The 12,078-nt window shown below is 31.7% G+C and carries 9 protein-coding genes; 7 read left to right on the top strand and 2 right to left on the bottom strand.

Annotated features, from left to right (window positions below; translation table 11 throughout):
- Nucleotides 1–6: 6 nt before the first annotated feature.
- Nucleotides 7–987 carry a WXG100 family type VII secretion target gene (locus ILT06_RS17305; RefSeq protein WP_064475200.1) on the bottom strand — a complete coding sequence of 327 codons (981 nt, stop codon included), beginning with the start codon at nucleotides 985–987 and terminating at the stop codon, nucleotides 7–9.
- 331 nt (nucleotides 988–1,318) lie between these two features.
- On the opposite strand from ILT06_RS17305, the gene spoIISB reads away from it, so the two are divergent.
- Both spoIISB and pepD read left to right on the top strand, forming a co-directional pair.
- The gene (gene spoIISB / locus ILT06_RS17300; RefSeq protein WP_000852619.1) at nucleotides 1,319–1,495 is read left to right on the top strand and encodes a stage II sporulation protein SB; all 177 of its coding nucleotides are present in this window, start codon (nucleotides 1,319–1,321) and stop codon (nucleotides 1,493–1,495) included.
- A gap of 141 nt (nucleotides 1,496–1,636) precedes the next feature.
- Entirely contained in the window at nucleotides 1,637–3,106 is a 1,470-nt protein-coding gene (gene pepD / locus ILT06_RS17295; protein WP_064475201.1) for a beta-Ala-His dipeptidase, read from the top strand.
- 587 nt (nucleotides 3,107–3,693) lie between these two features.
- On the opposite strand, the gene ILT06_RS17290 is transcribed toward pepD, so the two are convergent.
- Nucleotides 3,694–4,164: a DUF5065 family protein gene (locus ILT06_RS17290; RefSeq protein WP_064475202.1), complete on the bottom strand. Its 471-nt coding sequence runs from the start codon at nucleotides 4,162–4,164 to the stop codon at nucleotides 3,694–3,696.
- A 453-nt stretch (nucleotides 4,165–4,617) separates the two neighbouring features.
- Between ILT06_RS17290 and ILT06_RS17285 the strand changes: the two genes are divergently transcribed.
- From ILT06_RS17285 to ILT06_RS17265, 5 genes are all read left to right on the top strand, one after another.
- Entirely contained in the window at nucleotides 4,618–5,277 is a 660-nt protein-coding gene (locus tag ILT06_RS17285) for a CatB-related O-acetyltransferase (protein WP_000682543.1), read from the top strand.
- A 265-nt stretch (nucleotides 5,278–5,542) separates the two neighbouring features.
- Nucleotides 5,543–6,856, top strand: coding sequence for a D-alanyl-D-alanine carboxypeptidase family protein (locus tag ILT06_RS17280; protein ID WP_064475203.1), 1,314 nt, complete (start codon nucleotides 5,543–5,545; stop codon nucleotides 6,854–6,856).
- A gap of 517 nt (nucleotides 6,857–7,373) precedes the next feature.
- Nucleotides 7,374–8,522 (top strand): acyltransferase family protein, encoded by a 1,149-nt coding sequence (locus ILT06_RS17275; RefSeq protein ID WP_081257232.1) that lies wholly within the window; start codon nucleotides 7,374–7,376, stop codon nucleotides 8,520–8,522.
- Between the two features lie 187 nt (nucleotides 8,523–8,709).
- Nucleotides 8,710–9,303, top strand: coding sequence for an SGNH/GDSL hydrolase family protein (locus tag ILT06_RS17270; RefSeq protein WP_064475205.1), 594 nt, complete (start codon nucleotides 8,710–8,712; stop codon nucleotides 9,301–9,303).
- 454 nt (nucleotides 9,304–9,757) lie between these two features.
- Nucleotides 9,758–11,728, top strand: coding sequence for a penicillin-binding transpeptidase domain-containing protein (locus ILT06_RS17265; protein ID WP_149173319.1), 1,971 nt, complete (start codon nucleotides 9,758–9,760; stop codon nucleotides 11,726–11,728).
- The last annotated feature ends 350 nt before the right edge of the window (nucleotides 11,729–12,078 follow it).

Below are 12,078 nucleotides of genomic sequence, written 5' to 3'. Positions count from 1 at the left end.
TTTAATTTATTTTAAAAAATTAGTGAAGCTATCTGTAAAACTTGAAATACTCTCTTTAAACTTTTGACGAGGTACAAATTTATCTGCTAATTCATTGAATGCGGTTCCACCTACAGTAGAACCAATAATGCCACCTGCAATTGCACCAACAGCTGTACCAACTGGAGGGAAAATTAATGAGCCAGCTAATGCACCCGCTTCAGCACCCGCTACTCCACCTGCATAAGTTGAAGCTAAATTTCCAACTACCTTTCCTGTAGAATAAACTGTATCCATAGCAATATTAACACCAGCTTGAGAGCCATCATATTTTTTAAAATCACCTTGTATGGCGGATGTTAATGAACTTACTTCTCCTAATGCAGTAAGGGAAATGGAAGCTATACCAAAGGGTTTCATATTTTTTATAATATGCTTAGAAATATTAGATTCTTTAATACTATTTTTAGGAAGAGATTTATCTAATTTCCCTAATGATGCAGCGGTTTTTTCTAATGTTGAAAAGTCTTTTAAGGGAATTAATTTATTCCATATTTCTCCTGCCTTACCATTAACCCATTTACGAGTGACGATATCTACTAAATCATTTCTTTTTTTGTTAGGAATAACATTTAATACACCTGCCATTATACCTAATTTAACGGTGGGAGATAAGGAGGTCATCAATCCCTTTTTGAGAGATTCAAGCAAACTTCCCTCATTTGTAGATAACTCAGCTCCTGTTTCACTATCTACTTTTCTGAATTTTTCGGCCGATCTTTTTAGTTGAATTTCAATCTGTTGAAGGCAATGAATATATTTATTCATTACTTGGCTAGATTGTTGAAAATCATAATAAAACTTTTCTTTGGTAGAACCATACCAAATTGATTCAAGATATGAGATATCTTGTCGAAGGTTAGTGAATTGTACTTGTGCTTGCTCTTGAGCACTTTTAAACTTGTTAGCAGAAGCTTCTAATAATTCTGGAGTCACGATAATATTCAATATGGTTAACCTCCTTGTGTGAAAAATTATTTTAACCAAAAATATATTAGATTATAATTCCATTAAAATCTACTTTTTTATAATATCAAATATTATTATTAAATAGTAGATTAATATTGGTAATTTTATGATAATTAACAAAAATAAAAAAGAGAGAATGCCGGGTAGGAGTTAAAGATACAACTGATTTCTCGTTAATAAAAGGAGATACTTTGCAGCAAGTAGAAGAGTTAGAAGAAGAATTAAAAAGAAAATGATACGTGTACACGCTGTCTACATTTGCGATATAATATAAATAGAAGATTGTATCTTTTTGAAGAGGGGGGAAGAGATGGCTGAAGTAAACGTACAAAAGTCTTCATTTTTTAAAGAAAAAAAAGAAGAACCAAATACAGATTTCTCTCTTGTGAAAGGTGCATTAACGGAAAATATAAATCGTTTAGAGAAATTAATGAATAATGGTACTTCAAAATATATGAGAGCAAAAAAAACGAAAGAAAATGCATAGTGCATTTTCTTTCGTTTTTTTATACGATTAAATATTTAAAGGGTGGATTTTAAAGGATGAAATAGAAAGGGAAAGTAACGAATCATGGTATAATGATAGCAGACTTACATATTATTTTGTCATTTTGAGAGGAGCTTAAAAATGTATTCTACTTTAGAACAATTAACAAAGCACCCTGTATTTTATCATTTTGCAGAAATTTCAAAGATTCCTAGAGGATCTGGTAATGAAAAGGAAATTAGTGATTATTTAGTTGGTTTTGCAAAAGAGCGTAACTTAGAAGTGATTCAAGATGAAGAAATGAATGTCATTATTAAAAAAGACGCAACTACTGGCTATGAAAATGTACCAGCTATTATCATTCAAGGCCATATGGATATGGTATGTGAAAAAAATCAAGCAACCGTACATGATTTTGAAAAAGATCCAATTGAATTACGAATCATTGGGGACATGTTATATGCAAATCAAACGACTTTAGGTGCTGATAATGGTATTGCAGTTGCGTATGCAATGGCTTTATTAGATGCATCAGACATTTCGCATCCAGCACTTGAAGTAGTTATTACTACTGAAGAAGAAACAACAATGGGCGGGGCTTTCGCTGTTGATGCAAATCACTTTGAAGGAAAGATTTTTATAAATATTGATTCTGAAGAAGATCATAAATTACTTGTAAGTAGCGCAGGTGGTGCGAAAGCTGTAGAAACAATTCCAGTAATATGGGATGAAGTGCCAGCGAATACGGATGCATACCGTCTATATGTTGGTGGTTTAAAAGGCGGACATTCTGGTATGGAAATTGATAAACAACGCGGTAATGCGAACAAAGTATTAGGACGAGTATTACGAGATTTATCAGCAAATATCCAATTTGATATAAATGAAGTTCACGGCGGATTAAAAACAAATGCAATTCCGCGTGAAAGTGTAGCTACAATTGTATTAGCTACAGAAGATGTAGAGAAAGTAGAAGAAAAACTAGAATCATGGACAAGAGTATTACAAGAAGAAATGCGTGCTGTTGATCCAGATGTTCATGTAACTCTTACAAAATTGGATGAGAAAGTAGAAAAAGTATTTGCTAAAGAGACGCAAAAGCAACTTATTTCATCATTATTCTTAATTCCAAATGGCATTCAAAGTATGAGCATGGATATTAAAGGCCTAGTAGAAAGTTCAACAAATTTAGGCGTTATTGAAACGTTGCAAGATGAAATTAAATTACGTAACGAAGTGAGAAGTTCTGTCAGTAGTTTAAAACAACATGTTGCAAATGAAATTAAATGTATTGCCGAATTAGTTGGTGCAACATTTGAAATAGAGTCGGAGTATCCAGAATGGCCATACAATCCGAATTCGCAAATTCGTAATTTGTTTGAAAAAGTGCATCAAGAAAAATACAACAAAGATGCTGAAATCTTCGCTGTACATGCGGGTATTGAATGTAGTGCATTCGTTCAAAAGATGCCTGACTTAGATGCAATTTCATTCGGTCCAGATATATTCAATGTTCACACTCCAGATGAACATATTAGTATTTCTTCTGTTGTGAATAACTGGGGCTTCTTCGTTGATGTAATGAAGGGTACGAAAGAATTAGCTAAATAATATGAATGAAATGAAAAGTAGCCTATAAAACTTTATAGGCTACTTTTTTGTATATAGTTTTATTAGAAATTCATTTTTACGATATCATTTAATTTTTGCTTTTATTTCTAGGGGAGATTATACCAAAGACTGCTCCGGATATTGCACCGATTAAAGTCATAAAAATTGTACTCCATGCTGCAAATGACATTATTACACCTCCACATAATAAATTATTGTTTCTTAGCCTTTTGAATAGAAATGATAATTGCAACAACTATTAAGAAAATAAGAGGAGACCAAGAATAGAAAGACATGTAACATTCTCCTTTCAATACTAATTTTATACCTTTATATAAATGAATTATCGCATGTTTTAAAATTGAACATATAGAATATGCAATATTGCATATCGAATTGTAGGACATAAAGAAGTAAAAATGGTTCGTGAATAAAAATGCTAATTGATAAAGAAGGTAAGGATTTCTTCTAGCCTTAAAAAGGGGAAACGATCAAAAAAGCTCCCTATATATAAGGAGAGCTTTTAAAATGATTTTTGTCTAATAAAAATGTATCCAATATTTTTTTACTGATGAGATAAATGTAAATTATTTTGAGATTTTAAAGCTGCCCCCATAATAATAATTTTCTCCAAGTTTCATAACAGCTACATATGTTCCTGGATTATAAACATTAGTAATAGGTGTAACAAATCTACCATAATTATGTTTTAGACCTGAGTCATAAATGGTTTTATATCTATGCAAGTTTATTTCATCATTTTCATTTCCACCCAATTGATATATTTTTACAATACCAGTATCTTTACCACCAGTATATAGAGTAACATCAAATGTATCTCCATGTTTTAAGTCACCAACTGCTAACTCTTCTAAAAAATCTGCATTATGATGTAATAAAAAATAGCTTTGCCACCGCCAATTATCTGTAAATCGCGATTCTTTTTGTATAAGTTGCGATTCAGCAGACACAGGTGGGAGTGTACCAATTGTATTCGAAAATAAAAATCCTCCAACAGTCAATGCGCCAATAATTGTTGATTGCCTTAATAGTTTCATGTTCTAAACCTCCTATTTACTTAAGGATTCAGAAATCGTTTTTGTGAAAAACTAGCTGTGAAATCTAATGGATGATAATATCTTCTATAATCATATTAACATTTATTGATTTATCAGACAAATGAATAAATAATAAAACTATATCGAGGGAGTTAAGGCTAATATAAGAAAGAGGTTAGATGTATAGCTAAAAAATCTTTATTATATGTAATTGGGATTTGTTATTTGAAAACTCGATTGTTTTAATGCTGAAATTTCAATTCATACTTCAAGTTTCAGTACATAATTTTACAATTTGACTTATATAATTTATCACGATATGATTCCTTTATAATAAAAGAAAGGCTTGAAGACAATGATTCGTCGTTTGAGAAAGCTAAAAAATGTAGCAGTCGTAGTAAGCTTCTAAGTAAATAGCAAAATATATAATACTTAGAAGCGAGGAATAAAGTTATGAAGCATCCATTATTTAATCATTGGTCAGAAACAAAGTATTTAAAAGATATAGTAACAAATTCACTCATTGAGGTAGGAGAGTACTCCTATTATTCAGGTTATTATGGTCATCAAAATTTTGAAGATGGCTGTGTAAGGTATTTGTGGGGGGATGCTAAGTCCCGAGCGCTGTTCAATCCAATTGAACAGATGGGATGGCATCTTGATAAACTCATTATTGGGAACTATGTTTGTATTGCGAGTGGAGTAGTCATTTTAATGGGTGGTAATCATAATCATCACTCAGAATGGATTACAGTATATCCATTCGCTGAGCAAATTGAACATTCATATGAACCGAAGGGCGATACAGTCATTAAAAGTGATGCTTGGATTGGAATGAATGCTATTATTATGCCTGGCGTTATAATCGGTGAAGGTGCAATCGTTGCAGCTGGATCTGTCGTAAGTAAAGATGTTCCGCCGTATACAATAGTTGGTGGAAATCCTGCTAAGGAAATAAAGAAACGATTCACTGATACAGAAATGAAAATGCTAATGGAAATGCGTTGGTTTGATTGGGATAGAGAATTAGTTGAGAAGGCAATGCCGCTTTTATCTAGTTCATCTATTGAATTATTATATGATTTTTATAACAAGGAAGTAAAAAATAGATAGATCTGTGAGGGAAACTACATTCTATATAGGATGTAGTTTTTTTATTATAAAAAATTAATAATATAGACTAAGGAAAATTCATCTCTGGTATGAGTATAGTAAATAGCTGAATTAAATAATTAAAATCCTTGATAGCTAATAAAACCAGTGTGTCTCGATATTTAATCGGGATACACTGGTTTTATTTTTTGTAAATATGGAACAAACGTATTATTTAGATTGTCTATTCATTGTAATCCTAAAAAATATATTGGAGGTAACAGAAGTGAAAGGTATGTTTTGCAAGAGATTTATTGCAATAGTAACAGTGCTTACACTATTTTGTAGCATAATTGTTACATCTGGAAGAGCAACAGCGGAAACAGTCCCTGTTTTAGATGTAGAAGCAGGATCAGCAATTTTAGTAGAAGCGAATTCCGGAAAAATTTTATATGAAAAAAATGCGGATGAATCACTAGCAATTGCTAGTATGACAAAAATGATGAGTGAATATTTAGTTCATGAAGCGGTGGATAAAGGAAAACTTAAATGGGATCAAAAAGTTAAAATCTCTGAATATGCACATAAGATTTCACAAGATCGCTCATTATCAAACGTTCCATTAGAAAATGGTGGCTCTTATACAGTAAAAGAGTTATATGAGGCAATGGCAATTTACTCTGCAAATGGTGCAACAATTGCTTTAGTTGAAGAAATTGCTGGAAAAGAAGCCGATTTCGTGAAAATGATGAATGATAAGTCAAAAGAGTTTGGAATGAAAAATTATAAATTTGTAAATTCTACAGGCTTAACAAACTATGATTTAAAAGGATATCACCCAGAAGGGACAACTCCAGACGAGAAAAATAAAATGTCCGCAAGAGATTGTGCGATTTTAGCACAACGTCTTATTCAAGATTTTCCGAAAATGTTAGATACTGCAAAAATCCCTAAAAAAACATTCCAACAGGGTGGTAAGTATCCAATTGATATGACGAACTTTAACTGGATGTTAAAAGGTTTAATTAAGCAATACGAAGGTGTAGATGGGTTAAAAACAGGAACTACCCCAGAAGCTGGTGATTGTTTCACTGGTACAGTAGAAAGAAACGGTATGCGTCTAATATCTGTAGTGATAAAAGCAAACTCTCATGCAGCACGTTTTGATGAAACGAAGAAATTATATGATTACGGATTTGCAAATTTCGAAGTGAAGAAGGCCTATGGAAAAGACTCAGTAGCAAAAGGGCATGAAACAGTGCGAGTAGCAAATGCGAAAGACAAAGATGTTGTTGTTCAAACGAAGCAAGCTGTTTCACTTCCGATACCAAAGAACAACAAAGACGTATATAAAAAAGAATTTAAAGTATTGAATGAAGAACAAGAAGCACCTATTAAAAAAGGTGTAACAATAAGTAAAATGATTATCTCGCCTAAAGATAGTACAGATCCAGGGTTCTTATTAGGTAAATCATTACAAGTAGACCTTGTAACAAAATCTGATATAGAACAAGCAAATTGGTTTACACGTTTTATGCGTAACATCGGATCTTTTTTTAGCGGTATGTGGGATAGTGCGGTTGATATAGTAAAAAGCTAAATTTATAGGATAAAACTAAATATTAATCTGAAAAAAGAGTTTCGAAGTTTTATAAATTCTTATGTAGATAGTTTGGAATGGAAGATGGTATTAATTTTCAAATTGGATTCTTCGGAACTTTTCTTATTGTAATCAAGCTAAGCTAAATTTGTATCTATAAAAACAAAAAACGCTATTCTTTTTGTAGAAATATACAGAAAGGATGGCGTTTATTATGTATTTTTTGATTCAATGCATTCTAGTACAAAGTTAGTTTAATAAAGTTACATGAAGAAAAAACATCCATTTTTGCATCAAATGACAATAAAAAATGAATATCCGTTACTTATTTCTGTAAATAGATTTTATAAAAATTTAATAAAATCTTTTCTTTGTATTAAATATTTTGTTTTAAATTATTTATATAAGGAAACGGAGACCAGAAAACAGATGCATAGATTGACTTTGAACTGCTTATATCTGGGATCTAGATAGACATTATGTACAATTCTCCCACTACACTAGTATAGTGGCCTTTATGAACAGCAAAATCTACAATTTACAAGGAGAACATTTTATGAGTAAGAGAATAAAAGAATTAGATTCTATACGAGGGTTAGCGGCACTTACTGTGGTATTTGGACATTTTTGTTTAATGTTACCATCGTTGCCTAATTCTATTAAATTTTCCCCGCTTAGGTTTTTATGGGCGGGTGGGGAAGCTGTTATCGTTTTTTATGTACTAAGTGGTTTTGTGTTATCTATGGCACTTTATCATTCAAAAACAAATTATTGGGGATATTTAATTAAGAGATTTGTAAGAATCTATATTCCTTATTATTTTTGGATAATCATTACCTTTGTTTTATTTATTTTATTTTCGTCGTATGAAGTGGTAGGACTACGGGATTGGTTCTATGATAGGTGGCAAGGGTCTATAACAAAATTAGATATTCTAAACCACTTTGTGCTTCTTAATAACTTTTTTACGGAAAATTATAATCCAGTTATTTGGTCATTGGCTCAAGAAATGCGTATATCTATTGTGTTTCCTTTATTATTCCTTCTTTTTTATAAACTGAATTGGAAGAAAACGATACTATTTGCTTTGAGCTTTTCTTTCATTAGTGTTTTTCTTAATATGTTGCATATTGGGAAAGCTGAAGGATTTTATAATGGTTATGCTGATACACTGCATTTTACATCTATGTTTATGGTTGGAATGTTACTTTTTAAGTATAAGGAAAAACTTATTTACTCATATAGGAATATGAAAAAATTTAAAAAAGGATTTCTTATTGCATTAGGGATTATTTTATATTTATATTCCATTTTAATTTATGGTTTTTCCCGTAATGATACTACTTTCTTATTAAAAGATTGGGGTGTCGTAATGGGGGTTAGTATATTTATTATAATGGCTATGAGTAACCTAAAAGTAAAAGCATTTTTAAATAAGAATGTATTTGTATATTTAGGAGAAATTTCATACAGTATCTATTTGTGTCATTTTCCAATCATGATGGTACTATTTAAACTTTTGTATACAAAGATACCTATCTTTTTCCTTCTTACTTTGTGCATTGCAATGACACTACTTTTTTCTATAATTTCGTATCATTTAATCGAAAAGAAATGTATCAACTGGGCAAAACAAAGAACAACCAATTTTTTGAAAAAAGTATAATTCCTAGAGAGATTTTATTTCTTTAGTAAATATACGAATATGACCGATTCCTAAGTATACTTAGGAATCGGTCAATTTTGGATTCTAAATGTAAATATAATTGAAATCGAAAACTACTTAGAAATAACAATTACGGTGTGAGCTATTGTATAGTATAGATATGGTTAATAATAAAGGGGGACTACATATGTGGAAGCGATTTGTATCGATTGGTGATAGTTTTACAGAGGGCATAGGGGATGAAGTTGAGGGAATAGCATTAAAAAGCTGGGTAGATCATTTTGTTCAACTTTGTGTAAACGATATAGAATATGCTAATTTTGCAAAGCGTGGGTTAGTAACTAAAGAAATACGCTCACAGCAATTGGAAAAGGCATTAACGTTTAATCCAGATTTGGTTAGTCTAATTGCAGGTGCAAACGATGTTTTAAAAGGACGTTGGGATCATCAAGCATATAAGAACGATATGGAATTTATGATAGATACATTAAGTAAAACAGATGCTGATATTATTATAGCAAACCTTCCAGATTTTACAGTTCGGCTACCTATTTCTTCTGAAAAAAAACAAGTGTTAAAAGAACAATTATTAGAGGCAAATGAAATTATACTTTCACTGAGTAGAGAGTACAAGCTTCATCATGTTGACTTTTGGAATCATCATTTAGTTAATGATAATACGCTTTGGTCTACGGATTTGATTCATCCAAACTCAAAAGGATATGTAAAAGTTGCTGAATTGATTTTTAGTAGTTTGCCTGTACATGACTCTTCTAAATAAGCTTTAGAATGAACGCATCGAATCCCCTGTCGTATACAGCGCAGGGGTTTTGATGCGAAATAGAAGGATATAAAGCGCCTATAAATTATACTTTCAGTAATTCTTTTTATTGTTTATACTTAGTTATTTTCTATTGTAGGACCCTTAGTATAAGGGGTCTTTTTTGTTTCAAATATTTACAAAAAAGATAAGAGCGGAGAACTCAAACTAAAAGGTATTTTAAATAAAATTGTTAAAACAGCACTAATAATGACACCGATTGCTAAATAGATTCGCTTTTTTATTTGTAAGAATTTTAAAATCTTCCCCTTCGAATGCATCTGAACCATAAATTAATTTCTTTTGTAAATATGGAACAATCTCATTACTTACACTGTCTATTAAGCGTTACAACATTTTTTATTTAATATATCAAGAAAGGAATAAATATTTTTAACTAAGGGAGAAGATTGAATTGAAAAAATTATGGATGTTGGTTTTCTTTTGTTTTGCAGTTATGTTGGTAGGATGTAATAAAAACGAACCGCCAAAACAAGCATTTGAAGAATATATAAATTTATGGAATGATAAAAAATTCGCAAATATGTATGATCATTTATCAGAACATGCCCAAAAAACGATTTCTAAAAAGGAATTCACCGAGAAATATCAAAAAATCTATGAGGGTATTGGAGTTAAGGATTTAAAAATTAAAACGAAAGGAGAGAATGCTAAAGATAAAGAACTTTTTCTTTTTGAAGTTAATATGGATACGGATGGAGGAACAGCTTCATTTATCCATGAAGCAAAACTTGTAAAAGAAAAAGAATCTTGGAAAATAGATTGGACACCAGATTTCATTTTTCCAGGTATGAAAAAAGATTACAAAGTACGTATGCAAATAGAACAAGGAAAACGTGGAGAAATATATGATCGAAATGGGAAAGGTCTTGCAACGAATGGTAAAGCGACTGAGGTTGGAATTATTCCAGAGAAAATAGGAGAAATGGCGGCTCAAACAAAAGAAATAGTAGCACAATTACTTGATATGTCTATAGAAGAGGTCAATCAGAAGCTTACAGCGAAATGGATAAAACCAGACTCCTTTGTACCAATTGGTATTTTAAAAGAGGGAACTAGACAGAATGATTATATTGAATTAGAAGGAGTTTCATCTCGCCCAGTAAATATTCGGACGTATTCATTAGGAGAAGCGGCGGCACACTTAACTGGTTATATAGGAAAGGTGAATGCAGAGGAGTTAAAATCGCTTCAAAAAAAAGGTTATCAAGCTGATGATTTAATAGGTAAGACAGGTTTAGAGAAAGTATTAGAGAATAAATTGCGTGGCGAAAAAGGTGGACGCGTATTTATAGAAGATGAGAGTGGGAAAGAGATTAAAAACGTAGCAAAAAAAGAAGCGAAAGCAGGGGAAAATGTTACGTTAACAATTGATGCTGCAATTCAAGAAAAAATCTTTAATGAGATGAAAAATGAAGCAGGATCTAGTGCAGCGGTCAATCCTAAAACGGGTGAAACTATTGCACTTGTAAGTAGCCCTGCTTATAATCCAAATACAATAGTTAGAGGAGCATCAAAAGCCCAACGAGAAGCATGGAATAACGACTCGAAACTACCAATGATGAATCGTTTCACACAAGCATTTGTACCAGGTTCCGTATTTAAAACGATTACTGGTGCAATTGGTTTGGAAACAAACACTATAAACCCTAAGGAAGAATTTAAAATTCAAGGATTAAAGTGGACAAAAGATTCATCTTGGGGAAATTATTATGTAACACGTGTGAAGGAAGCTAGTCCAATTGATTTTGATAAGGCAATGAAATACTCTGATAATATTTATTTTGCTCAACAAGCTTTGAAAATGGGAAAAGATCAGTATGTAAATGAATTTAAGAAATACGGATTTCATGAAAAATTACCAATCGAATACGAATTTCCTATTTCAATCATTGCAAGAGATGGGATAAAAAATGAGATTCAACTAGCAGACACGGGATATGGACAAGGACAAGTATTAATGACACCACTTCATTTAGCATTAACATATGCACCGATTGTGAATGAAGGGAATATTCCGTCGCCTCATCTTTTAAAAGAAGCAAAAGTAGCGGGGAATTGGAAAGAAAATGTGGTTTCTAAAAAGAATCAAGAGATATTAAAGAGCGCATTAATAAAAGTCATTAATGACCCTGATGGCGCGGGGAGAATTGCTAAGGTCGATGGTATAACTCTTGCTGGTAAAACCGGTACAGCAGAACTGAAGGAGTCGAAAGAAGCAGACGGAAAAGAACTTGGATGGTTTGCAGCTTTTGATGCAAATGCGCCCGACATGATTGTTACCATAATGATCGAAGATGTAAAAGGAAGAGGGGGGAGTAACGTTCCAGGCGAAAAAGTAAAACATGTTTTTCAGAAAAAATAAGTAACTATAAGGTGAAATCTTTTACTACATTCATTGTTTGCTTAACACGAAGGTATAAATTGAGCAATACAAAGAACAATTAAGTTTCGAAAAAGCATTCTCCTTAATTGAGAATGCTTTTTTGTTGTGGCTGAATAAAGATGATAACACATCTTTGTTTTCATTTTTGAAAGGTTGGTATTGCTAATAGTAAATAGAAGAGTAAAACAAATTGAAAGGGACAAGTGAGGGGGAATTATAAATGTTAACAAAACAGTTATTTAGTAAAACATAAATAGAGCACACAAATAAGTATGCTCTAAGAAAAAAGGTGATACAAGTGGAGTGTTGCGTGAAATGTAAAAATAATA

This window comes from Bacillus sp. 17RED48 (assembly GCF_019837545.1).
GTDB classification, from domain to species: Bacteria; Bacillota; Bacilli; order Bacillales; family Bacillaceae_G; genus Bacillus_A; species Bacillus_A wiedmannii.
Note: the sequence above shows the minus strand (reverse complement) of the source record. Positions and strands in the feature narration are given on the sequence as shown.

What these genes read in the sequence shown, in the direction of transcription:
- spoIISB (WP_000852619.1), top strand. Translation starts at nt 1,319, where the DNA reads ATGGCTGAAGTAAACGTACAAAAGTCTTCATTTTTTAAAGAAAAAAAA.
- pepD (WP_064475201.1), top strand. Translation starts at nt 1,637, where the DNA reads ATGTATTCTACTTTAGAACAATTAACAAAGCACCCTGTATTTTATCAT.
- ILT06_RS17270 (WP_064475205.1), top strand. Translation starts at nt 8,710, where the DNA reads ATGTGGAAGCGATTTGTATCGATTGGTGATAGTTTTACAGAGGGCATA.
- ILT06_RS17285 (WP_000682543.1), top strand. Translation starts at nt 4,618, where the DNA reads ATGAAGCATCCATTATTTAATCATTGGTCAGAAACAAAGTATTTAAAA.
- ILT06_RS17275 (WP_081257232.1), top strand. Translation starts at nt 7,374, where the DNA reads ATGAACAGCAAAATCTACAATTTACAAGGAGAACATTTTATGAGTAAG.
- ILT06_RS17290 (WP_064475202.1), bottom strand. Translation starts at nt 4,164, where the DNA reads ATGAAACTATTAAGGCAATCAACAATTATTGGCGCATTGACTGTTGGA.